The following is a 24,041-nucleotide window of genomic DNA, read 5'->3' on the forward strand; positions in this document are numbered from 1 at the left end:
AACCACCGAGGAAAACCTTCACGCTTCACCTGTTTTTAACGAAAGCTAAAGTTCAGACAATGCGGCACATCTCTCATTGAGGTAAATATCTTACCCGCTTGGGAAAAGTCACCTTGCTATCACAGTGCCTGCAATGGAATAATGAAGTCACTTTCGGCGTTGTTTCTCTTAAGTTAGGGAAAACGCAGGAATTATAGATTTGCCTGATCGCACAAAAACGCAGCAATGGCGTAAGACGTAATGTGAAATCAAGCAATTAGCGGGCTGCGGGTTGCAGCTTGGCCGGCAAACGGAATGAGATCTGTTAACGTAAATTCAGAAGCTATTCCCCTAATAAAAGTGCTGCTTTCATAACGCTGGTGCCTTTAACACAGCAAAAGCAGACTTACCGAAATAATGCGCCCCTATGCAAGCGACAGCCGTGAGGTTGACGATTTGCGAGAAGACTCGGGGCCAACGGTTTATCCGGTCATGAGGTCATTTTGCCCGCAGCTCTGTCAATAATGGAATAATAATGAGTAAGTTAAGATGAAAAGAATGTTGATCAACGCGACTCAGCAAGAAGAGTTGCGCGTTGCCTTGGTAGATGGACAGCGACTGTATGATTTGGATATTGAAAGTCCGGGCCATGAACAGAAAAAAGCGAACATTTACAAAGGTAAAATCACCCGCATTGAACCAAGTCTGGAAGCGGCATTCGTAGATTACGGTGCGGAAAGGCATGGTTTCCTCCCTCTGAAAGAAATTTCCCGCGAATATTTCCCAAGTAACTATTCCTCCCATGGCCGCCCGAACATCAAAGATGTTTTGCGCGAAGGTCAGGAAGTGATCGTTCAGGTTGATAAAGAAGAGCGTGGAAATAAAGGCGCAGCGCTGACGACGTTTATCAGCCTGGCCGGTAGTTACCTGGTTCTGATGCCAAACAATCCACGTGCTGGGGGAATTTCCCGCCGTATTGAAGGCGACGACCGTACAGAATTGAAAGAAGCGCTGTCTTCACTGCAATTGCCCGATGGCATGGGTCTGATTGTTCGTACCGCAGGCGTTGGCAAATCGGCTGAAGCTCTGCAGTGGGATCTGACTTTCCGCCTCAAGCACTGGGATGCCATCAAGAAAGCCGCTGAAGGCCGCCCTGCTCCTTTCCTGATCCATCAGGAAAGTAATGTTATTGTCCGCGCATTCCGTGATTACCTGCGCCCGGACATCGGTGAAATCCTCATCGATAACCCGAAAATTCTCGATCTGGCAAAAGAGCACATTGCTGCGCTTGGCCGTCCTGATTTCAGCAGCAAGATTAAACCTTATGTTGGTGAGATCCCGCTGTTCAGCCATTATCAGATTGAATCCCAGATTGAGTCTGCTTTCCAGCGTGAAGTGCGCCTGCCTTCCGGCGGTTCGATTGTTATCGACAGCACCGAAGCCCTGACGGCTATCGATATCAACTCCGCACGCGCAACCCGTGGCGGCGATATCGAAGAAACCGCATTCAATACCAACCTGGAAGCCGCCGATGAAATTGCCCGTCAGTTACGTCTGCGTGACCTCGGTGGTTTGATTGTTATCGACTTCATCGATATGACGCCAGTTCGCCACCAGCGCGAAGTGGAAAACCGTCTGCGTGATGCCGTTCGTCAGGATCGCGCACGTATTCAGATTGGTCGCATTTCCCGCTTTGGTTTGCTGGAAATGTCCCGTCAGCGCCTCAGCCCGTCGCTGGGTGAATCAACGCATCACATCTGCCCACGTTGCGCAGGTACAGGCACCGTTCGTGACAACGAATCCCTGTCGCTGTCGATTCTTCGTCTGATTGAAGAAGAAGCGCTGAAAGAAAATACCAAAGAAGTTCATGCGATCGTCCCGGTCCCTATTGCTTCTTACCTGCTGAACGAAAAACGTGAGTCGGTGAATGCCATCGAAAAACGTCAGGGTGGAGTACGTGCAGTGATCGTTCCTAACGATCAGATGCAAACCCCGCACTACCACGTTCTGCGCGTACGTAAAGGCGAGGAAATCTCTGCGCTGAGCTATCTGTTGCCACAGATTCACGAAGCAGAAATGCTGCAACCTTCTGAAGAGTTGCCAACTGAGCGCCGTCGCCCTGAGCAACCCGCTCTGGCTGCTTTTGCCCTGCAAAGTGAAGCGCCACCGTCCAGCTTTGAGCAGGAAACAGCTGTTGAAGAACCGGTTAAAACCCGTACCACAACGGTTAATGCACCTGCCGCGCCTGCTGTTGAGAAATCCGGTTTTGTCAGCCGTCTGCTGAGCGGGCTAAAAAGCTTGTTCGCACCGGAACCGCAGCAGGAAGTGACACCTGTTGAAGCACCGAAAGAAGCTGAAGCCACTGAAACAGAAAATCGTCGCAACAACGAACGCCGTAACCAGCGTCGTCAGGGCGGACGTCGCGATCGCAACGGTGAACGTGGCGAGCGTAATGACCGCGGCAACCGTGGTGAAGGCCGTGAGAATAATCGTGATAATCGTGGCGAAAGCCGTGACAACCGCGAAAATAATCGCGAACAGCGTGATGATCAACGCCGTAACCGCCGTAACCAGGAGCCGGTTGTCAGTGAAAGCCGTAACGAAGACGTTGAAACTGCACCGCGCGAAGAGCAGCAGCAACCTCGTCGTGAGCGTTCACGCCGCCGTTCAGAAGATAAGCGCAAAACTCAGACTGAAGAAAAAATTCAGGATGCTGTTGTTGTAGAGCAAATCGCCGCGCCGGTCAGTGACGAAACTGAACAAGAAGATCGTCAACCAGCTCAGCGCCGCCAGCGTCGTCAGCTCACGCAGAAAGTTCGCTTCGAGTCAGAAGAAGTTGATCACGAGGAAGAAGCCGCTGCACAGTTGCTGATCACCGGTACCCGCCCTGCGGCTCCGGTTGTTGCTGAACAGGATCCCGTTGAAGCTGAAACGGCTAATACAGCAGAAGGCGAAGAGAATCAGAACGACAACAACCGTGAAAACGGTATGCCACGTCGCTCACGTCGTTCTCCGCGCCACCTGCGTGTAAGCGGTCAGCGCCGCCGCCGTTACCGTGATGAGCGTTACCCGACTCAGTCGCCAATGCCTCTGACCGGTGCGTTTGTGTCTCCGGAAATGGCGTCAGGTAAAGTCTGGATCACTTACCCGGTTGCGCAGTCATCTGAACAGCAGTTTGCAGAAACTGAAGTGCCAGAAGTGCTGACACAGCAAGTCGAAATTGCTCAGGCGAATACGCCGGTTCTGAACGAAACGACTGAAGTTGAAGCAGCACCAGTTGAGCAAACACCTGCGGCTGAAGAAGCACCTGTTGCTGAACCAGTGCAGCAGGAAGCGCCAGCAGCAGAAGATGTCGTGCCGGAAATTGCACAACCTGTTGCCGAAGAACCTGTTCTGGTTGAACCTGAAACTGCAGAGCCAGTTGAAGAGACACCGCGTGTTGAAGTTGCAACGCAAGCGCACGAGCCGGTTGCTGTTGAGCCAGAGCCTGTTGTTGCTGAATCTGAAGTTCAGGCGCCGGTCGCAGAAGAACCTGCGGTTAACGCCGAACCTGTTGCTCCGGTATCACACGCCACAGAAACAGCGCCAGAGGTGGAAACCCCTGTTCATGCTGAAGCTGTTGTCTCTGAGATTGTTGCTGCTGAACCGCGCTTTAAACATCATGCCACGGCACCGATGACCAAAGCACCAGCACCTCAGTATGTTCCTGAAGCTGCCCGCCAAAGCGACTGGGTTCGTCCTGAGTTCGGCTTTGAGGGTAAAGGTTCTGCCGGTGGTCACGCAGCTGTAAGCACTGCGACGGCGCCAGCAACTAAACCTGAAATGCCTTCTGAGTGATGCGTTGAAAATGTTCTAAACAAAAAACCCGCTTCGGCGGGTTTTTTGTTATTAAAGGATAATGACTGGCTGAGTATGCCGTTTTCAGGCCAGAGTCTTCAGGCGCCGGATAGTGAGTTCATCCAGCTTACCTTCCAGGGTTCTGGCGAAATGCTGAAAATGCTCTGTCTTGTTGTGCTGCTTCAGCGCGTCCTCAGAAGCCCAACGTTCGTAAAATACGAATGTTCCTTCCTTATCAAGATCCCCGTGCAGTTCATACTGCAGGCACCCAACCTCCTGACGGCTGGGCTCAATAACGTCAAGCAAAGCTTCTGTTACCTGTTTTTTAAACTCTGGTTTAGTAACAATTGTGGCAACAACTCTGATTTCCATGCTGGTTCTCCTGTTGTTTTTTGTCTTGCTTCCACAGTGCCAGGAAGCACTTTGACTAAAATCTGCTCCCACTATGAACCTTTCGACACATTGATTTCAATACGAACTTTATTTAACAGATGCAACACAACGATTTTACGCTTATTCTTGTTCCCCGCTGTTAATGCTCCCATTACCGCACCTGATTCCCAACATCTTGTCTCTCAATGCCGGAGTTTTGCCTGATGACCGCCACACCGCAAGTATTGAAAATCCGCCGCCCAGATGACTGGCATATTCACCTTCGTGATGATGAAATGCTCAGCACCGTGCTGCCTTTCACCAGCGAAGTCTTTGGCCGCGCGATTGTTATGCCTAACCTGACGCCTCCGGTGGCAACTGTCGCAGCGGCAATCGCCTACCGCGAACGTATTATGGCTGCGCTGCCGAAAGAACATAACTTCACCCCGTTGCTGACCTGCTATCTGACCGATTCTTTAGATCCCGATGAAATCTCTCAGGGTTTCGAGCAAGGTGTTTTTACAGCCGCAAAACTCTATCCGGCCAATGCAACGACAAACTCTCAGCACGGCGTCTCGGATGTTAAGGCGATTTATCCGGTACTGGAGCGCATGCAAAAAATTGGCATGCCTTTACTGATTCACGGTGAAGTCACTCACAGCGATGTAGATATTTTTGACCGCGAAGCGCGCTTTATTGATGAAGTGATGGATCCCGTTCGCCGCCAGTTCCCGGAATTAAAAATCGTGTTCGAACACATCACGACCAAAGAAGCGGCGCAGTACGTTCTGTCCGGCAATCAGTATCTCGGTGCGACCATCACACCTCAGCATCTGATGTTCAACCGCAACCACATGCTGGTCGGTGGTGTACGCCCGCACCTGTTCTGCCTGCCAATCCTGAAACGTAATGTTCATCAGCAGGCTCTGCGTGAAGTGATTGCCAGCGGTGCTGAGCGCTTCTTCCTGGGCACGGATTCTGCGCCGCATACCAAAGGCCGTAAAGAATCGAGCTGCGGTTGTGCAGGCTGCTTCAACGCACCACTAGCACTTTCCGCTTACGCGACTGTTTTCGAGGAAATGGATGCACTTCAACATCTTGAAGCTTTCTGCTCCCTGAATGGTCCACGCTTCTACGGGTTACCGCTCAATGAAGGCTTCATCGAACTGACGCGCACGCCAGTCACCCAGCCTGAAGAAATTGAACTGGGTAATGAGTGCGTTGTGCCATTCCTCGCAGGGCAGACGCTCAACTGGAAAGTGACTTCGTACTAAAATACGATTCTCTTCAACTCTGTATTGCACCAACCAGGATTTGACTGTATAAATATACAGTCAAATCTATTCAGGAGGTCCTATGCGTGTTGAAGTCACAATCGATAAAACCAAGCCTCTGCCTGTGGGAGCTTTAGACGCTCTATCAGGTGAATTAAGTAAAAGAATTAACAAACAGTTCTCCGATCGCGAAAATAAAATTCAGGTTCGCTATGCCGGTGCAAATAGCCTGTCCGTACTGGGGGGAGCCAAAACAGATCGTGATCTTATCGAAGAGATTCTCCAGGAAACCTGGGAAAGTGCGGATGATTGGTTTTCAAATCTCAATGATGACTAACCGTATGAATTTTCTAAGAACGTGGCCTCATTCTATACTCTATTAATAATAATCAGGTTTATTAAAACCCGCCGCAAGGCTATTTTTGTATTTCACCGGGCGTCGCAGTCCGGTTTTTTTACTTCTTCCACTGTATAAAAAACAGACATGCGGAAAATTAATTTAGGTTAATCTCCGGATTATTTTGACTCACGGGTTATCGATACAAATTATTTACAATTAAAAACCTTCAAACCCCTCCATAAATTGATTTAACTGTTTATACTGAAATAGCTCACCTGATAATGAGCCGCATTGATCCTCAGATAGTCACTCACGTCAGTCACTACAATATAAGGGGTCTATATGGACAGAAATGATGAAGTTATTCAGACACACCCGCTTGTTGGTTGGGATATCAGTACCGTTGACTCTTATGACGCTATGATGATCCGCCTTCATTACCTGTCTTCAAAAGACCAAACCCCCGAAGATGCTCAGGTAGACAGAACCTTGTGGTTAACTACCGACGTTGCACGGCAGCTGATTAACATTCTTGAAGCTGGCATCGAAAAGATCGAGTCTAACGAGTACGAATACAGTGATCACCGAAAACACTAATTTTTGCCCGGCAGTCTGAGGCACCAGCGATTTTATCCTGGTGCCTTTTTCTTTGCTTTTACCCTGCTTGCCTTCGCCGCCATAAACTCTCTATCATGACCGTAGCCAATTTGTTAAAAAATCTCACCACAGGAATTTTTAGAATATGGATTACGATCTCATCATCGTCGGCAGTGGTTCAGTAGGCTCGGCAGCAGGCTACTACGCCACCCGCTCAGGATTAAAAGTTTTGATGATTGACAGTGCCATGCCGCCCCATCAGGCAGGCAGTCATCATGGTGAAACCCGACTTATACGCCATGCTTACGGTGAGGGTGCACGCTATGTTCCGATGCTGCTGAGAGCGCAAGCTCTATGGGATGAACTGGCGGAAATCAGCGGTGAGAAAATCTTTCATCGCTGCGGAGTACTCAACATTGGCCCTGAAAACTCTGAATTCATTGGTAATGTCAGGCACAGCGCAGAAACTTATAATCTGACTACACACGCCATGAATGCGGCCGAAATCCGCGGAAAATGGCCGTTGTTTACCTTACCCGATGGCTACTGTGGTGTGTTTGAACCCAATTCCGGCTATCTGCAGTGCGAAATGGCTGTCGCAGCCTACATCCGTCTGGCTCGCGAAGCTGGCTGTGCGCAATTGTTCAATTGCCCTGTTGAAAGTATCAGTTGGATGGATGAATGCGTCGAAGTAAAAACTATCGACGGTATATACCGGGGTGCAAAACTGGTCGTCGCTGCGGGTACCTGGGTAACCAAACTTCTTCCCGAGTTACCTGTTAAAACTTTGCGTAAGGTGTTTGCATGGTTTCATGCTGATGGTCGCTATAGTGAAGAAAATCACTTTCCTGCCTTTACCCTTGAAACGCAACAAGGTGATCAGTACTACGGTTTCCCATCAATTGGAGACGCGTTAAAACTGGGTAAACATAACGGAGGGCAGTGGATTTCGGCACCCGAAGAACGAAAACCTTTTGGCCGGTTTGCTGAAGATGGCACTGAGTCTTTCAACTTTTTCCGTCATTTCCTTCCGGGCGTCGGGGTCAGCCTGCGAGGCTCGTCATGTACTTATGATATGACTGCGGATGAAGACTTTATTATTGATACGCTGCCAGGCAGAGAAAATACATTAGTCATTTCCGGCTTAAGTGGCCACGGGTTTAAATTTGCCAGTGTTTTAGGTGAGATAGTTACTCACTTCGGTAACAATCATCCTATTCCTTTCGATGTAAAACCTTTTTCTCTTTCCCGATTCAATTAATGTAAAGATGTTTCAATCCTCGATAATATTTAACGGGGATTGTCATTTTACGTTTATATGTATTATCTCAAAATTTTGTTTTGAACGGGATCAATAGAATGGTATTTCCGAATTGACAGCAATATAGAAAAAAAACTATGCTGGCGCTAGAAATCACAGGAGTGGTTTCTATCGCGTAATGATACGCATAACAAGGAAGTGCTATGAAAATATCCATCATTGAACCCTGTGGTTTTACACGCTTAGGCATTTTTTCTTATCTTGTTGAGAATAATAATCTCGACATTATTGATAGTGTGAATATTTCTCAGGCACTCAAGACGATCCCTGAATTCAAGCCCGATATTATCTTAGTGAATATGACAACATATTGTCATAATGTAGAATTATGTGAAGAACTGAAAACCTTCTTTGAATTCCGCCATACGGCGCGAATTTATTGTTATATTGATGCAAATTATCCTGACTCTGATACCCCGCTGTCCATTACCCGTGAGGTGTCTATTCTCAACAAGCAATCATTAACATACTTATTACAGCGGATTGCGTCAGACCCGGAAGTGTTCATGCCGGTCAATAGCTTTGGGATACCGAAGACATTATTCAGCGATCAGGAAATTCTGGTGATGAGTTACTGGATGTCTGAGATGCCAAACTACCGTATCGCCAGAAAACTGAATATCAGCAGCCGGACCGTATATGTGCATAAACGCCACCTGGCACAGAAAATCAAAGTCCGTAACCGCCTGGAATTCTGCTTTATTTACAACTTCATAAAATATTTATTCTGGCCTATTGATGACATTTCAGTGTCTCCTATCAGTCGCCAGATTAAAGATGATCTTCAGATAATTTACAAAATGTACAGCTGAGTTAATCCACACTGAATACCCTGAACCGTCAGGGTATTTTATAAAATGCCTGCCTTCATCCTGGCGAAAACCACACTTTAAATTTTACGGCCCGGTTGCACTCCGCGCTAAGAGGAATACAATCAATTTAGGATTAGCAGCCTAATTTTGAGCAACCTCATATAATGACACAATCGCTAAGCAAAGATGCAACCCCAACAGAAATTACAGAAACATTGCTTTCCGTAATGCGTCTGATGCGCAAACAAGTGGATGCAGCAATGTCCGCGCAGGGCCTTTCCCTGGCTCGCGGAAAACTTCTGTCCGCCATCGCGCATGAAGGTACCTGCCGCCCCGCAGAACTGGCTCTGGTGCTTCAGCAATCTCCCCGAACCATCACCGATGCGATTGATGCCATGGACCGGGACGGTTTGCTGGTGCGTAAACGTCATCCGACAGATCGCCGTTCACAATTGCTGGAATTAACGGAAGCAGGAAAGCAGGCGTTAGAACAGACTAAAAAACCGAAGCAGGAAGCCATCGACCGGTTGTTTGGCGGGCTGGATTTACCGGCCCGTCAGCAACTCATGGCCTCTTTGCAAAGCATTGAAACGCACGCAGTACGCATTGAAGAGTTAAACAAGCTTTAGCGTTTTCTTGCGGCGCCATCACCCAGCAGAACGGCAATCTTATGCCCGGCGGCCGTGGGTTCCAGCGCTATTTTCAGCACGATGGTCAGCGGCACAGAGAGCAGCATTCCGACCGGCCCCATCAGCCATCCCCAGAAAATCAGGGACATAAAGACCACCAGCGTCGAAAGCCCTAACCCGCGCCCCAGAATTTTGGGGTCGATGATGCTGCCAAAAACTAGATTAATCAGCACATATCCGCCTGCTACGACAATCCCTTCACTGAAGCCGTTGAACAAGAACGCCTGAACAACCGGCGGGATTGCCGCCAGAAAAGAACCAATATTAGGAATGTAATTCAGCGCAAACGCCAGCATTCCCCACAGAAACGCAAACCGGATCCCCGTCGCTGCCAGCAGCGCCCAGACCGCCAGCCCGGTGACCACGCTGATTAACGTTTTGATCACCAGATAACGCGTCACGCTGTCGAGCGCCCGCTGAACGTTTGCCATCCCCTTTCCCGGTTCATCCGACATCTGTTCAATTTTGTACGGCAACTGCGGCACTTCAAGCAGCATAAATGCCACCGTCATCAGTAACAGAAACAAACCCGCCATCGCATTAGACAGATAGCTAATGAGTTTACTGACCAGGTTCAACGTCGCTGCCGGGTCGATATAACTGGCCAGCTGTTCAGGCGATAACGTCAGATCGCTTTGCCCGGACAGTTCCTCGAGATAACTGAGTTTTTCGACGATCAGGCCGCGATACTGCGGCAGCGTGCGCGCAAATTCATTGAGCGTCACCAGCAGTTTGGTGGTCATGAATGCCATCAGGCAGATCACCAGCGTCGCCACCAGCAAAACGGCGAGTGCGCGCGGCACCCGACATTTCCCCAGCAGCACAATCAGCGGATTCAAAACAAAAGCCAGAAACAGCGCCAGAATGAAGGGTACAATAATGTCCGCCGCAGATTTAATTCCCGCGAAAATCACCACCAGCATCGCCATCATTACGACGATTTTCAGTCCCTGAGTCGTCACGATCGTTTTACGCAAATCTTCCTCCTGATGCGGCCCGGTTTTTTAACGGGATTTCACCCGTTCCCGCAGACGCTGAACATGTACATACAGCGACGGGATGAACAAGATCCCCACCGTCGTGGACAACAGCATTCCGCTAAATACCGTGACACCAATGATGTGCCTGCTCATCGCGCCAGCACCCGATGCCAGTACCAGCGGCAAGACGCCCAGAATGAACGAGATTGCGGTCATCATGACAGCGCGGAAACGTTGCTTCGCGCCGTCCTGCGCCGCTTCACGGATAGTGGCGCCCTCTTCCCTTCTGGCTTTCGAAAACTCGACAATCAGTATGGCATTTTTCGCCGCCAGCCCGATGAGCAACACCATACCAATCTGGGCATATACGTCGTTGCTCAGACCGGCCAGATGCAGACCACCGACAGCGCCAAACACCGCAAAAATCACCGAGATCATCACCACCAGCGGTATGCTCCAGCTTTCATACTGGGCAACCAGGAACAGATAGGCGAAAAGCAGCGCCGCGGCATAAATCACGATAGCCTGCCCGCCCGCCTGAATTTCCTGCAACGACATACCGGTCCACTGATGACCATAACCGGCGGGCAGTTTTTCGCTGAGGATATGTTCCATTTGCGTCATCGCCTCCCCGGAACTCACGCCCGGCGCAGCAGAGCCACTGATCGCCAGTGACGGGAACTGGTTATATTGCGTAATAAACGGAGCCCCGAGAGACGGCGTCAGGCTGACCATTTTCCCCAGACTGACCAGAGAGCCGTTATCGCTGCGCACGGTCAGCGCCGAGATTTGATCTGCACGCTGGCGATCTTCCATCTCATTTTGCATCTGCACGTTGAACAAGCGGTTGTTGATGATGAAATCGCTGACGTTAACCCCGCCGAGCGATGTCTGCAACGTACCGAAGATCCTGCTGACCGGAACCTGCAATTGCGCAGCACGATCGCGATCCACGCTGAGTGCAATTTCAGGCACGGACGCACTGAATGTCGTGAAGACGCGGCTCAGTTGCGGATCCTGATTTGCCGCCAGAATAAGCGCCTGTCCGGTCGCAGCCAGTTCCTGCGGTGATTGTCCGCGTAACGCCTGTAAGCGCAAATCCAGCCCGGAAGCCGTACCCAGCCCGGAAATGGCTGGCGGGTTTATCGCCATAATCATCGCAGAAGGAATGCCCGCCATCGCCGGTTGTAACCGTCCGATGACCTGATCCACACTGCTGCGCTCACCCCAGGGTTTCAGCAAGACAATACCAAAGGCAGAATTCGGTGAACTCCCGCCGCTCAGCAGGCTGAATCCGCTGATCGCGATGACATCTTCAACCGCATCATCTTTCACGAGGATTGCCTTCATCGGCCCGAGCACCGTATCGGTACGGTTAAGGGACGCGCCGTCCGGTAGCTGCACATTCACGAAGAAATAGCCCTGGTCTTCATCTGGCAGGAAAGATTTCGGCAAACTGCTGTAACCCCATGCACACAAACCGGCGATTACAATCACGCTCACAATACTGGTCAGCACATTTCTGCTGATCCCACGCGCGGCTTTGACATAGGTATCGCGCACGCTGTCCAGCCCGTTATTAAAAAGCTGGAAGAAGCGCGCAGGTTTCTCCGGACGGGGCTTGAGTAATGTTGCGCACAGCGCCGGAGTCAGCGTTAATGCATTAATACTGGAAAGCACCACCGCCGCAGAAAGCGTCACCGCAAACTGACGGTACAGCGCACCGGTAATCCCCGGCAGCACTGCAATCGGCACAAATACCGCCAGCAGAACTACAGTAGTGGCAATAACCGGTCCGGCAATTTGTTTCAGCGCCAGACGGGTTGCGGCTACCCGCCCGAGCGACGGGTCTTCAACCATCAGCCGTTCGACATTTTCGACCACGACAATCGCATCATCGACCACGACCGTCAGCGCCAGAATAATAGCGAACAGACTCAGTGTATTGGCCGAATACCCAAAGATGTAGAGCACGGCAAAAGTGCCGAGCAAAGAGACGGGAATGGTCAGTGCAACAATGAATGTGGCCCGCAGACTTTGCAGGAACAGGAAAACAATGGTCAGAACGACGATGAACGTCAGTACCAAAGACACGACGATTTCATCCAGCGTCGCGCTGACAAACCGTGTGGAGTCGAATTTAATTTCATAGGTCAGATCGTCCGGGAAATACCCCGCCTGACGTTCCATTTCCGCGCGCACCGCATTGGCCACATTCAGCGCATTGGCACCCGGAGCCGGATAAACCGACAGGAAAGCGGACGGCGTCTGATTCAGCGTGGCGTTGACCTGATAATCCTGTGCGCCCAGTTCAATGCGCGCGACGTCATGCAAACGCACCGTCCCGCCGCTAGCATTTTTACGGACAATAATATTGCCGAACTCTTCCGGCGTACTGAGACGTCCGGCCCCGCTGATGGTGAGCGTTTGTTGCTGCAGGGACGGGCTTGGCGAAGCACCAATCTGACCGGCCGCCGCCTGCACGTTCTGGCTCTGGATTGCCGAACTGATTTCCATGCTGCTGACATCCAGTGCTTCCATCTTGCGCGGATCGAGCCAGATTCGCATGCTGTAGTCACGGGAACCAAACACGCGAACATCGCCGACGCCGTCGATACGCGCTAAAGCATCGCGCAGCTGGATGCTGGCGAAATTGCTGATAAACAGCATGTCGTGGGTATGTTTCGGGGATAACAGGCTGATCCCGAGTAAAATATTGGATGCCTGCTTACGTACGGAAACGCCGGTATTCAGCACTTCCGGCGGGAGCTGAGAGCTGACCTGAGAGATACGGTTTTGTACTTCAACAGCCGCAGTATCAGGGTCCGTTCCGCTGGCAAAGGTAATCGTCAGCGAGTAACTGCCGTTATTGCCGCTGTTTGAGGACATATAGAGCATGTTGCTGACGCCGTTGACCTGCGCTTCAATGGGCGCAGCAACAGATTCCGCCACGTCACGCGCACTGGCACCGGGGTAAATCGCGCTGACAGAAACGACGGGCGGCGTGATGTCCGGATATTGTTCTACCGGGATCACCTTGAGCGCCACGGCACCTATCAGCGCCGTGACCAGCGCGATGACCACCGCAAAGCGCGGTCTTTTAATGAATTGCTCGAGCATCGTTATTCCTTAACCTTTTTTTGCCGGCGTCGCCGGAGCACCTGAGGTGTCCCGCGTATTCACTTTCATCCCGGGCTGGATCCATTGCAGCCCTTCTGTGACCACTTTTTCCCCACCCTGCAAACCTTCAAGAACGAAATATCCCTGTCCGGTCTGTGCGCCCAGGCGGACAGCCCGTTTCTCAACCTGCTGCTCAGCATTCACCAGCAAAACAAAGTGGCCGGTAGCGTCCTGCTGTAAAGCCGCGGCTGGCAGAACCGGAAGTTTCTGTCCGGAGCGCGGTGCTGCCAGCACGTTAACAGAGCCACCCGGCAATAAACGGTGATCCGGATTTTCAACGGTCAGCCTGACGGGCAGCGTGCCGGTTTGTGTATCAATACGGTTCCCAAGGGATTCAAATTTCGGTGTTTTCAGGTACGGCGAACCGTCCGATAAACGCAGCGAAAGCGTCATGTTATCCGCCGCGAAAGCGTCCTCAAGCGAACCGCTGCTCTGGCTGGCACTGAGCACATCGCGTTCGTTAACGGAAATCACCACGCGAACCGGATCGAGCTGAACAATTTCAGTCAGCGCGCCGCTCGCCGGATTCACCAGACTGCCGGTGTGATAATGACTCACGCCAATGCGCCCGGAAATAGGTGCCGTAATGCGGGTAAAGCTTAGCTGTAATTCCTGAGTTTTCAGGGCGGCCTGAGCCTGCGCGACGGCGGCCCGGGCGGTATCGCGTGCGGCAAGTGCGGTATCGACATCGGACTGACTGACCGTCCGTGCATCGCCCAGACGCTGAATACGGTTCAGATGCGTCTGCGCATGTCGGGCCGTGGCGTTCGCACTGTCGAGCTGCGCTTTCGCCTGCGCCACTGCGGAGTGATGCAGCGCGGGGTCGATTTCATAAAGGACATCCCCCTCTTTAACCAGCTGACCTTCCTGGAAAGCCCGCTTAGAAATAAAGCCTTCCGTGCGGCTGACAACATTCACCGCCTGAACAGCCTCAAGGCGGCCAAGATAAGTACGGCTGACGCCATCAGTTTGCGTTGCGATAGTCGATGTCGTAACCGTCGGAACAGATTGCGCATTCGCGACAACCGGAAGGGATAAAAACAGGGCCAGAAGTGGGGATAAAAGTGCATAACGGCATATTGCAGGAAACATGGTGTCACTCTCCGTGTCAGGTCGGATGCCGGTTCTGTAAGGTCAGGAAAGTGCACGCACCGGCTCATATCCATTTTAGTAGATAAAAAAAATCCTAATCAGAATTTTCGGAGATTATAGAGGTGATGACTTTCCATAAACTGATCCCGATCAGTTTGTATAATATCCCGTGATTTCTTTACGTTATATTTAAGGAATATTTAGAATTAATATTCCGAAGAGTCTTATCCGCTAAATCAGATAACGTTTTTCATTTTAGTCATCATCCAAAAATAACAATCACGGATGAAATTAATTTTTTTACTCAAATTTTTAGTAATAAAACAAACTTTACCGTCGATGACAAAACCTGACAAACCCGCACCCAGACTGAACCACAGCCCATCACAGCCGTTCTGATGAATCAAAAACGAATAAGCTGAACAAGATAACCTTAATCAGTTCAAAAATAGTGAACAAGTTAAATTAATCATCTAATTTGAAAATAATAGTTTGCCAGAATGTTTCCAAATGTTTACTTTCCAAAAATAACTCTCACGATGAGCGGCCAAATTATGTTTTGGAAAAATACGACTGTGCGCTTCGGACATATTTCAATTCTGATCCACTGGATTGTTGCGCTGGCCGTTTATGGCCTTTTCGCACTGGGATTATGGATGGTCGGGCTGGGCTATTACGACACCTGGTATCACCGCGCGCCGGAAATTCATAAAAGCATTGGCGTGCTGGTTTTCGCGGCCATGGTATTCCGGCTGGCCTGGCGCTTTATTTCGCCGCCTCCAAAACCGCTGGACAGCTACAGCGCCAAAACCCGGCTCGGGGCCTGGCTCGCGCATGTTCTGCTCTTTGCCGGTCTGTTCGGGATCCTGCTCAGCGGCTATCTCATTTCGACCGCCGAAGGCCAGCCGGTCAGCGTTTTCGGCTGGTTTGATATTCCGGCCACGCTGTTCGGGCTGGAGCAACAGGCGGACATCGCCGGCACCGTACATCTGTGGATGGCGTGGGGAATTGTGATTATCTCTGCGTTCCACGCGCTGGCCGCACTCAAACATCATTTCATCGACCGTGACAGCACGCTGACACGCATGCTGGGGCGCTGAACTGTTTCACCTTGCGATTCACTTAATGGATAAATGGAGAATAACCATGCTGAAAAAAACCACTCTGGGCCTGACACTGGCATCCCTGTTGCTGGCCGCAGGCACCGCAAGTGCAGCGAATTACAAAATCGACAAAGAAGGACAGCACGCGTTTATTGAGTTCCGCATCAAGCATCTGGGCTACAGCTGGCTTTACGGCAGTTTTAACGATTTTGACGGCGGCTTTACCTTTGACGAGAAAGACCCGGCAGCGGATAAAGTGAACGTGACCATCAACACCACCAGCGTGTTCACGAACCATGCCGAACGTGATAAACACCTGCGCAGCGCGGAATTCCTCAATGTGAGCAAGCATCCGCAGGCCACATTTAAATCCACGTCGGTGAAAAAAGAGGGCGATAACCTGGCCGTTACCGGTGATTTCACCCTGAATGGCGTGACGAAACCATTAACCCTCCAGGCGAAATTGCTGGGTCAGGGTAAGGATCCGTGGGGCGGTTATCGCGCCGGGTTTGAAGCCGCAGGCACAATTGCGCTGAAGGATTACGGGATCACCACCGATCTCGGCCCTGCATCGCAGGATGTCGAGCTGATCATTTCCGTGGAAGGCGTGCAGGAGAAATAATCCGCATCGCCAAAACAAAAGGCCCTGACGGTTTTAAATCGTCAGGGCCTTTTTTACGACGGATCAAAAGTTCAGTCGTTTTCCGGTGCCGGAATGTGCATGGTCGTTTGCAACAGCCCTTTGGACTTGTTGAAAATCTTGATCCCATTTTCACGGCCAGCACGCAGCGCACGCTGTTCTTCAACCGGTAGTTTCAGCTCAGTCATACAGATTTCGCTGCAACAACCGTCGAACTTCGCCGCACAGGTCGGGCACTGAATGAACAGCAAATGGCAGCCGTCATTTTTACAGTTGGTATGGTTATCACACGCCGCGCCACACTGATGACAATGCGCGATCACATCGTCAGAAATGCGTTCGCCCATGCGCTCATCAAAGACAAAGTTTTTACCTTTGAATTTAACCGGCAGACCCTGCTCTTTCGCACGGCGCGCATATTCGATAATGCCGCCTTCCACGTGGTACACGTTTTTAAAACCGTTATGCAGCATGTAGGCGCTGGCTTTTTCACAGCGAATACCACCGGTACAATACATGACGATTTTCTTGTCTTTGTCTTCTTTCAGCATATCAACGGCCATTGGCAGCTGATCGCGGAAAGTGTCAGACGGGACTTCAATCGCTTTATCGAAATGCCCCACTTCATATTCGTAGTGGTTACGCATATCGACAAACAGCGTGTCCGGGTCGTCAATCATAGCGTTGACCTGCTCGGCTTTCAGGTACTCGCCGATATTCGATGGATCGAACGACTCATCATCAATGCCGTCCGCCACAATACGGTCACGCACTTTCAGACGCAGAACCCAGAAGGATTTGCCGTCATCTTCCAGCGCCACGTTCAGGCGGATGTTATCCAGCGCCGGATGGCTGGAAAACAGCTCGGTTTTGAACGCGTCAAACTGGCTTTGCGGCACGCTGATCTGCGCGTTAATCCCTTCTTTTGCCACGTAAATACGGCCAAACACATTCAGGCGTGTCAGGCTGATATACAAGGCATCACGAAAAGCTTTCGGATCTTCGAGCTGGAAATACTTATAAAAAGAAACCGTCGTGCGGGGCTCTGTTTCAGCCAGCATGCGCGCTCTGAGTTCCTCGTTAGAAATACGGTTATGTAACACTGGCATGGTGTACGTTCCTGTCTTTCAGGGGGATTTAACTATTGGAAACCAATTAGCTACTTTTGAAGCGGCAAGATTATACATTAAAGCAACACCGGCGACATCTTCCGTTGCAAATTCATGATAAGAAAAACACCTGCTGCTTCTTGCCCTTTTTCTAAATGCGGTAACCTGTTCTCAGATGTTAACCATACTTGTGATCTATACCCAAAATAATTCAAGTTGCTTGAAGGCGGCAAAGCCGTGAATCCCCAGGAGCTTACTCAAGTAAGTGACTGGGGTGAGCGGTTGCAGCCAACGCATAAGCAGCTTGAAGTATGACGGGTATATCCACCACATTGATTTTTTAAGGGGCAGGAAACATGAGCAAGCTTTTTGAACCGATTTCTTTGGGCGGCCTGACGCTCCCTAACCGCATTGTTATCGCACCAATGTGCCAGTACTCTTCCGACGAGGGGAAAGCGACTTCGTGGCACCACGCGCATCTCGGGCAATTGTCATTTTCCGGCGCCGGTCTGCTGATCCTCGAAGCCACAGCGGTGGAAGCCGCCGGGCGCATATCGGCGCAGGATTTAGGGCTGTGGGATGATGAAACTGAAACCGCGCTGAAAGATCTCGTCGACGGCCTGCGCGAAAACAGCAACATTCCGCTCGGTTTGCAGCTCGGCCACGCAGGACGCAAAGCGTCTCACGCCGCACCTTGGAAAGGCGGCGCGCAAATCCCTCAGTCAGCCGGTGGCTGGCAAACTGTCGCACCTTCCGCCATTCCTTTTGCCGAAGGAACAGAAGCCCCCGCAGCGCTTTCTGCTGAACGCATCAGCGAACTGAAAAAAGCGTACGTGGATAGCGTACGACGCGCCGACCGCCTCGGGTTTGATCTGCTGGAACTACACGGTGCGCACGGTTATCTTCTGCACCAGTTCCTGTCTCCGCTTTCCAACCAGCGCACCGATCAGTACGGCGGCTCTCTGGAAAATCGCATGCGGCTGCTGCTGGAAATCTTCCAGGAAATTCGCGCGGCCTTCCCGGCAGAAAAACCGATCGGCGTACGTATCTCCGCAACAGACTGGGTGGAAGGCGGCTGGGATCTGGAGCAATCCATCGAACTCGCCAAAGCACTGGATAAGCTGGGGTGCAGCTATATTCATGTGTCCAGCGGCGGCCTCAGCCAGCATCAGAAAATCTCCGTTGGACCTAATTATCAGGTGCCCTTCGCCGACAGCATCAAACAGCACGTCAAAATGCCGGTGATCGCCGTCGGCTTAATCACTGAACCGGAACAGGCCGAAGCGATTGTCGGCACCGGTCAGGCTGACATGATCGCGCTGGCTCGCGGCATTTTATATAACCCGCGCTGGCCATGGCATGCAGCAGCAAAACTGGGGGCAAAAGTTTACGCGCCTAAACAATACTGGCGAAGTGAACCTCACAGCGTGAAAGGGCTTTTCCTGCCGGAATAAAAATCAGATATCCGGATCGACAAATGACGTGGTCGCGGGCAGCAAAACAGCTGCCCGTTTCATTGACAAAATGCGTTTTCCTGCTGATATTTGATTTGGTCGCTATCGAAAAACGAAGCTGAGTTTATCAGTCACCACACGGTTTCCCATACACTCACTCCTTAAGTGAAATGAGGTATTAGTGCCGTGAATTTTCACCTCATACAAAAAAAGTGCCACAATAAAACACTTTGCTGCAATGAATAACGAATAACACACATTTCATTGATGAATATGTGACGTATTTCTGTGGCGGGCTGCTGCATCAGACAGAGCTTATAAACTTTCTACTTCGATACATTGACGCAGAGAATCTATGACTCAGGTACCTACTTTTAATCGTTCGTTATTGCATCCACGCTACTGGATCACCTGGATAGGTCTGGGGCTGTTGTACGCGCTGGTGTTATTACCCTATCCGGTCATTTATCGCATTGGCACCGGGCTTGGGCGCTTCTCAATGCGCTTTCTGAAACGCCGCTATAAAATCGCGCAACGTAATATCGAATTATGTTTCCCTGATATGCATCCTGAACAGCGGGAAGATATGGTGGTGAAAAATTTCGAATCAGTCGGGATGGGGCTGTTTGAAACTGGCATGGCATGGTTCTGGCCTGACTGGCGTATTGAACGCTGGTTTAAAGTCAGCGGCCTGGAACATATCCAGCGCGCGCGTGAGAATCAGCAAGGCGTCCTGCTGATTGGTGTCCATTTCCTGACGCTGGAGCTGGGCGCCCGTATTTTCGGCATTCACAATCCAGGCGTTGGCGTTTACCGCCCTCATGACAACAAACTGATGGACTGGATCCAGACCAAAGGCCGTATGCGCTCGAATAAGGGCATGCTCGATCGCAAAGATCTCAAAGGGATGATACGCAGCCTGAAACAGGGTGACATCATCTGGTACGCACCGGATCATGACTACGGCCCGCGAGCCAGCGTATTTGTGCCCTTCTTTGCCGTCGATAAAGCCGCGACAACCACCGGGACTTATCTGCTGGCGCGAATGGGCAAACCGGCCATCATTCCGTTTACGCCGCGTCGTCTGGCCGACGGGAAAGGCTATGAGATGATTATCCATCCGCAGGTCGCTGATTTCCCGCTTGATGATGAAGTAGTTGCCGCCGCTTATATGAACAAAGTGGTGGAAGACGAAATACGCCAGGCGCCGGAACAGTACATGTGGCTGCACCGCCGCTTCAAAACCCGGCCACAGGGTGAGCCTTCGTTATACAAGGCGCTCAGCGATTAATGTCATATGCCGGTTCATGGCTCCCTGAACCGGTTTTTTGATTTGCTTCGACAATTTTTTTGACAGACTTCTTCAAAGTTATCAGATTTTATCCCATCCCGTTTAGGCCAATACTCTCCCCATGATTTCTCCACGTGATTACTCCCGCGCCGATTGGGAGCCGCGTGACCACTTTGTGACCTTCAAAAGGAATACATCATGTTGGCTAAACTGAATACTGCTTTTACCCGCGTTACCGATCATCCGGATTTTGGTAAGTTACTGTTGCGTCTCACATTCGGGATTCTGATTTTATTCCACGGCGTGGCGAAAATGGAAAATGGCGTAGGCTGGATTGCCAAGATGCTTCAGGCTGACGGCTTACCGGGATTCATCGCTTACGGGGCTTACATCGGTGAAGTGATTGCACCAGTTCTGATTATTCTGGGCATCTTCACCCGTCCTGCCGCACTGGTAATGGCATTCAACATTTTAGTAGCAGTTTTACTGGTGGTTGCCGGTAAATTCTTCACCGTCACCGATGTGGGGGCCTGGGGTCTGGAAGGCGAAGCGATGTACTTCCTGGGCGGTCTGGTGATCATGTTCCTGGGTAGCGGTCGTTATTCAGTCATGAAAAACGAAGCTCTGCGTTAATCCCCTGTTTTATTGCTGTGTCTGTTTTTTTGTTTGTATTTTAATTCTGTGTCTGTCGCGGCCAGCCTCATCGCTGGCCGTTTTTTTGTATTTTCCTCTTTGTCTTGATCTGCTTCATCCCGCCAAATTTTTTAAACCTCTATTTTAGTTCCTTTGTTACAGTCCATTAACATCATTGAAGCGGATGATAATTAGGCGCATAATTATCCAGCCAATTGATTGTTACTTGTGCTCTGCCTTGTTCACAACTGTCATTCCAGAGCGAATCTGACCTCTTTTTTCGGTAATTTATGACTTCGGCACCTGAATCTGAAACCGCACCAGAACCCATAAACTGGAAACGTAATCTGTATGTCGCCTGGATTGGCTGCTTTCTTACCGGCGCAGCATTCAGCCTGATCATGCCTTTCCTGCCCCTTTACGTAGAAACCCTCGGTGTTACTGGCCATGAGTCGCTGAATATGTGGTCCGGGCTGGTTTTCAGTATCACCTTTTTGTTTTCGGCGATAGCGTCACCTTTTTGGGGCGGGCTTGCTGATAGAAAAGGGCGAAAGATCATGCTGCTTCGCTCAGCACTCGGCATGGCTATCGTCATGGCGCTTATGGGAGTGGCGCAAAATATCTGGCAGTTCCTGATTTTGCGTGCCCTTCTGGGCTTACTCGGCGGCTTTGTCCCTAATGCTAATGCGCTGATCGCCACGCAGATCCCACGTAATAAAAGTGGTTGGGCGCTGGGGACATTGTCTACCGGTGCCGTCAGTGGCGCATTGATCGGCCCGCTGGTCGGTGGTTTACTCGCAGACAGTTATGGTTTGCGCCCGGTTTTCTTCATCACCGCCACTGTCTTGTTCCTGTGTTTCCTGATGACGCTCTATTTCATCCGCGAGCAATTTGTTCCGGTGAATAAAAAAGACATGCTTAACCGTAAGCAAGTTTTCGCTTCGCTGAAAAACCCTAAGCTGGTGTTATGCCTGTTCGTCACAACGCTGATTATTCAGGTAGCTACAGGCTCGATTGCACCGATCCTGACACTGTATGTCCGCGAGCTGGCCGGAAATACGCAAAATCTGGCGTTTATCAGCGGCATGATTGCTTCTGTACCGGGTGTCGCTGCGCTCATGAGTGCACCGAGGCTGGGTAAACTGGGGGACAGAATCGGGCCTGAAAGGATTTTGGTGGCAATGATGGGCGTTTCCGTTCTGCTATTGATTCCGATGGCGTTTGTGCAAACCCCGCTGCAACTGGGGATTTTACGATTCCTGCTCGGTGCGGCTGACGGTGCGTTACTACCGGCGGTACAAACGCTGCTGATTTATAACTGCACCAATCAGGTGGCGGGAAGGGTCTTCAGCTATAACCAATCGTTTCGTGATGTCGGGAATGTTACCGGCCCCTTATTAGGCGCCGCGGTTTCGGCAAGCTACGGGTTCCGCACCGTGTTTTGCGTCACGGCGCTTGTGGTTCTGTTTAACGCCGTATATTCCTACTGGTGCCTGCAACGCCGGCCGCATCAGGCGATGGTCGATTAATACCGGCCAGCATTTTTAAACGACTTATTTGTTTTTATCTGCCTGCGGAGGCATCGGCAGGTGGTCAGGCACTTCGACGACCGCCAGGCGGACTTCGTAATGTTTTCCCGCCGTTGTCGCCGGCAGTACTGAAGTCAGTTTCTGAATCGTTTCTGTTGGATTATCGCTCGCCACGCTTGCACAGAATAATGCCCCAGGATGACAGAGCCCCATCATCGGCGGCGGCGGAGGCAACATACCCTCATGGTCAAATGGCGGCATACCGTGGGCATGTTCCACTGGTGGTTGTGGATGCGTGCTGTCAGCTGCCATACCGGCGACGCTGAAAAACAAGCCAAAACCACACAGTGGCATAAGCAGAGTACGGGAAAGAATCTTCATAGCTGTAACCTTATTCTTGAAAGTTCACCGTCACTCTACCCGCCAATTCTTCCCCGGATTGGCGGTTTGCTAAACTTTTACCCTCTGCCACCGCCCTCTTTGCAAAGCTGAAGTTCTTCTGACATTTCTCTCTAGACGCTCCAGTCCCGCGAGGCCAGCACTACGCGATAACCGTCTAAATCTTCAAACGTCTGCCCATTTTCATCCCAGTACGGATTGTACGAAGGAACAGAAATAAACCCGGCCTCCAGCATCGCGTCACACTGCGCCTGCCATTGCTCAGCCTGCGGAATATAAAACACCAGCAGGTTATCCTGCGTCGGTGCGCGCCCGACGGTTGTGCCGTGATGATGCGTAAACTCCAGATGATAATGATGGTGCGGATGCCCGACCAGAACGCCATCAAAATTCCGATGGTCGCTAAAACTGCCTATCACTTCAAAGCCCAGTCCCTGACTGTACATCGCCGAAATCTGCTCAAGATTATCGGTCGGGCGGGCAATCCGCAGCACTGCATTTCGTGAAACCATAGTAATCATCACTCCTTCAGATCATCGTTCTCCGGTATCAAGACTCAGAGAATAGCAGAAGAACGGCGGCCTGTTTTTTCATCTGAAAACTTGCATCCTGTCAGTTATCGACAACAATAATTTAATCAGAGTTTTCACTGCCAGATGGTTATTACTTCTTCATTCATAACGCTATTTATTATCAAGACCATTGATTATTTCCCCTCATAAAACTCAGGAGACAATGATGAGCATGTACGCAACGCTTGAAGAAGCGATTGACGCCGCGCGCGAAGAATTTATCGAAGCGGCACAGGACAGGATCCATGACGATGAAGAGCCGCTTCCGGATCAGTTCAATCTGCAAAAATACATCATGCAGGATGGCGATATTATGTGGCAGGCGGAATTTCTCAGCGGAGACGGAGACTCTATCGACGCACTGACTTTCCGCAACGGTGCGGCGGCTCAGGCCATCTTTGATGAGGACTATGATCAGATAGAACTTGAAGAAGAATGGGATGAAGAAGCAACGCTGTATGAATGGGACGAAGGCGAATTCCAGCATGAACCGCAACTCGATACTGAAGAAGGGGAAGCAGCGGCTGAAGAATGGGACGACGAGGATGATTATCCCGGTCGCGATATTGACTGAAGGAATTTGCTCAAACTTATTCGTAAGGGCCGTGGCGCGCGTCAATGGGTAACATGAAGGTGTCGACAATCATCGATAGCGGAACATCGATAACAGTGACATAACGCCACGGGCTGTCACGTAAATCCCACTGCACACCGGGATAATACTGATTGCCATGCCCCTGCCCCGGCACGGTCCGGCTGATAATACTGCCGCAACCTGTCAGCACAGTCACCAGTAACGCCAGTGTACATCCGCGAATAACTACCCGATTAATCACTT

General features: G+C 50.8%; 22 protein-coding genes. 14 read left to right on the forward strand and 8 right to left on the reverse strand.

Features of this window, described 5'->3' with window-relative positions; all coding sequences use genetic code 11:
• Positions 1 to 528 precede the first annotated feature (528 nt).
• Positions 529 to 3,816 (forward strand): ribonuclease E, encoded by a 3,288-nt coding sequence (gene rne / locus CWS43_RS12230; protein WP_101077212.1) that lies wholly within the window; start codon positions 529 to 531, stop codon positions 3,814 to 3,816.
• Between the two features lie 84 nt (positions 3,817 to 3,900).
• Here rne and CWS43_RS12235 read toward each other — a convergent pair whose 3' ends face one another.
• Entirely contained in the window at positions 3,901 to 4,188 is a 288-nt protein-coding gene (locus CWS43_RS12235) for a putative quinol monooxygenase (protein ID WP_101077213.1), read from the reverse strand.
• A gap of 224 nt (positions 4,189 to 4,412) precedes the next feature.
• Here CWS43_RS12235 and pyrC point away from each other — a divergent pair, with 224 nt between their 5' ends.
• The 6 genes from pyrC to CWS43_RS12265 all read left to right on the forward strand — a co-directional run bounded on the left by pyrC (position 4,413) and on the right by CWS43_RS12265 (position 9,161).
• The gene (pyrC, locus tag CWS43_RS12240) at positions 4,413 to 5,462 is read left to right on the forward strand and encodes a dihydroorotase (protein WP_101077214.1); all 1,050 of its coding nucleotides are present in this window, start codon (positions 4,413 to 4,415) and stop codon (positions 5,460 to 5,462) included.
• Positions 5,463 to 5,544: 82 nt separating this feature from the next.
• Complete coding sequence (gene dinI / locus CWS43_RS12245) at positions 5,545 to 5,799, forward strand: DNA damage-inducible protein I (protein ID WP_101077215.1); 255 nt, start codon at positions 5,545 to 5,547, stop codon at positions 5,797 to 5,799.
• Between the two features lie 345 nt (positions 5,800 to 6,144).
• Positions 6,145 to 6,399: a biofilm formation regulator BssS gene (bssS, locus tag CWS43_RS12250; protein ID WP_013576258.1), complete on the forward strand. Its 255-nt coding sequence runs from the start codon at positions 6,145 to 6,147 to the stop codon at positions 6,397 to 6,399.
• 145 nt (positions 6,400 to 6,544) lie between these two features.
• Positions 6,545 to 7,660 carry an N-methyl-L-tryptophan oxidase gene (gene solA / locus CWS43_RS12255; RefSeq protein ID WP_101077216.1) on the forward strand — a complete coding sequence of 372 codons (1,116 nt, stop codon included), beginning with the start codon at positions 6,545 to 6,547 and terminating at the stop codon, positions 7,658 to 7,660.
• 203 nt (positions 7,661 to 7,863) lie between these two features.
• On the forward strand, positions 7,864 to 8,532 hold the full coding sequence (locus tag CWS43_RS12260; protein WP_101077217.1) for a LuxR C-terminal-related transcriptional regulator: 669 nt from the start codon (positions 7,864 to 7,866) through the stop codon (positions 8,530 to 8,532).
• Between the two features lie 164 nt (positions 8,533 to 8,696).
• Positions 8,697 to 9,161: a MarR family winged helix-turn-helix transcriptional regulator gene (locus CWS43_RS12265; protein ID WP_101077218.1), complete on the forward strand. Its 465-nt coding sequence runs from the start codon at positions 8,697 to 8,699 to the stop codon at positions 9,159 to 9,161.
• Here CWS43_RS12265 and CWS43_RS12270 read toward each other — a convergent pair.
• From CWS43_RS12270 to CWS43_RS12280, 3 genes are read right to left on the reverse strand one after another with little or no spacing between them, the layout of a single operon-like run.
• Positions 9,158 to 10,198, reverse strand: coding sequence for an AI-2E family transporter (locus CWS43_RS12270; RefSeq protein WP_101077219.1), 1,041 nt, complete (start codon positions 10,196 to 10,198; stop codon positions 9,158 to 9,160). The two genes, CWS43_RS12265 and CWS43_RS12270, sit on opposite strands and share 4 nt — an antisense overlap.
• A gap of 27 nt (positions 10,199 to 10,225) precedes the next feature.
• Positions 10,226 to 13,321 (reverse strand): efflux RND transporter permease subunit, encoded by a 3,096-nt coding sequence (locus CWS43_RS12275; RefSeq protein ID WP_101077220.1) that lies wholly within the window; start codon positions 13,319 to 13,321, stop codon positions 10,226 to 10,228.
• Between the two features lie 9 nt (positions 13,322 to 13,330).
• Positions 13,331 to 14,473 (reverse strand): efflux RND transporter periplasmic adaptor subunit, encoded by a 1,143-nt coding sequence (locus CWS43_RS12280; RefSeq protein WP_101077221.1) that lies wholly within the window; start codon positions 14,471 to 14,473, stop codon positions 13,331 to 13,333.
• Between the two features lie 554 nt (positions 14,474 to 15,027).
• On the opposite strand from CWS43_RS12280, the gene CWS43_RS12285 reads away from it, so the two are divergent.
• Together CWS43_RS12285 and CWS43_RS12290 are read left to right on the forward strand one after the other, a co-directional pair.
• Complete coding sequence (locus CWS43_RS12285) at positions 15,028 to 15,573, forward strand: cytochrome b (RefSeq protein ID WP_101077222.1); 546 nt, start codon at positions 15,028 to 15,030, stop codon at positions 15,571 to 15,573.
• A 46-nt stretch (positions 15,574 to 15,619) separates the two neighbouring features.
• Positions 15,620 to 16,198: a YceI family protein gene (locus CWS43_RS12290; RefSeq protein WP_101077223.1), complete on the forward strand. Its 579-nt coding sequence runs from the start codon at positions 15,620 to 15,622 to the stop codon at positions 16,196 to 16,198.
• 71 nt (positions 16,199 to 16,269) lie between these two features.
• On the opposite strand, the gene CWS43_RS12295 is transcribed toward CWS43_RS12290, so the two are convergent.
• Positions 16,270 to 17,325: a rhodanese-related sulfurtransferase gene (locus tag CWS43_RS12295; protein WP_101077224.1), complete on the reverse strand. Its 1,056-nt coding sequence runs from the start codon at positions 17,323 to 17,325 to the stop codon at positions 16,270 to 16,272.
• Positions 17,326 to 17,681: 356 nt separating this feature from the next.
• On the opposite strand from CWS43_RS12295, the gene CWS43_RS12305 reads away from it, so the two are divergent.
• From CWS43_RS12305 to mdtG, 4 genes are all read left to right on the forward strand, one after another.
• Complete coding sequence (locus CWS43_RS12305) at positions 17,682 to 18,779, forward strand: NADH:flavin oxidoreductase/NADH oxidase (protein WP_101077225.1); 1,098 nt, start codon at positions 17,682 to 17,684, stop codon at positions 18,777 to 18,779.
• A 355-nt stretch (positions 18,780 to 19,134) separates the two neighbouring features.
• A complete protein-coding gene (locus CWS43_RS12310; protein ID WP_101077226.1) occupies positions 19,135 to 20,070 on the forward strand; it encodes a Kdo(2)-lipid IV(A) acyltransferase in 936 nt (311 codons plus the stop codon).
• A 198-nt stretch (positions 20,071 to 20,268) separates the two neighbouring features.
• Positions 20,269 to 20,703: a DoxX family protein gene (locus CWS43_RS12315; protein WP_101077227.1), complete on the forward strand. Its 435-nt coding sequence runs from the start codon at positions 20,269 to 20,271 to the stop codon at positions 20,701 to 20,703.
• 290 nt (positions 20,704 to 20,993) lie between these two features.
• On the forward strand, positions 20,994 to 22,232 hold the full coding sequence (gene mdtG / locus CWS43_RS12320; protein WP_101077228.1) for a multidrug efflux MFS transporter MdtG: 1,239 nt from the start codon (positions 20,994 to 20,996) through the stop codon (positions 22,230 to 22,232).
• A gap of 24 nt (positions 22,233 to 22,256) precedes the next feature.
• Here mdtG and CWS43_RS12325 read toward each other — a convergent pair whose 3' ends face one another.
• Together CWS43_RS12325 and CWS43_RS12330 are read right to left on the reverse strand one after the other, a co-directional pair.
• Positions 22,257 to 22,613, reverse strand: coding sequence for a hypothetical protein (locus CWS43_RS12325; RefSeq protein WP_101077229.1), 357 nt, complete (start codon positions 22,611 to 22,613; stop codon positions 22,257 to 22,259).
• 131 nt (positions 22,614 to 22,744) lie between these two features.
• Positions 22,745 to 23,143: a VOC family protein gene (locus tag CWS43_RS12330; protein ID WP_101077230.1), complete on the reverse strand. Its 399-nt coding sequence runs from the start codon at positions 23,141 to 23,143 to the stop codon at positions 22,745 to 22,747.
• A gap of 226 nt (positions 23,144 to 23,369) precedes the next feature.
• Here CWS43_RS12330 and CWS43_RS12335 point away from each other — a divergent pair, with 226 nt between their 5' ends.
• On the forward strand, positions 23,370 to 23,777 hold the full coding sequence (locus tag CWS43_RS12335) for a MysB family protein (protein ID WP_101077231.1): 408 nt from the start codon (positions 23,370 to 23,372) through the stop codon (positions 23,775 to 23,777).
• Positions 23,778 to 23,793: 16 nt separating this feature from the next.
• Here the strand turns inward: CWS43_RS12335 and CWS43_RS12340 are convergent, their stop codons facing one another.
• Positions 23,794 to 24,039, reverse strand: coding sequence for a YceK/YidQ family lipoprotein (locus CWS43_RS12340; RefSeq protein ID WP_101077232.1), 246 nt, complete (start codon positions 24,037 to 24,039; stop codon positions 23,794 to 23,796).
• Positions 24,040 to 24,041: the final 2 nt, after the last annotated feature.

Source organism: Rahnella sp. AA, assembly GCF_002834385.1.
Classification (GTDB): domain Bacteria; phylum Pseudomonadota; class Gammaproteobacteria; order Enterobacterales; family Enterobacteriaceae; genus Rahnella.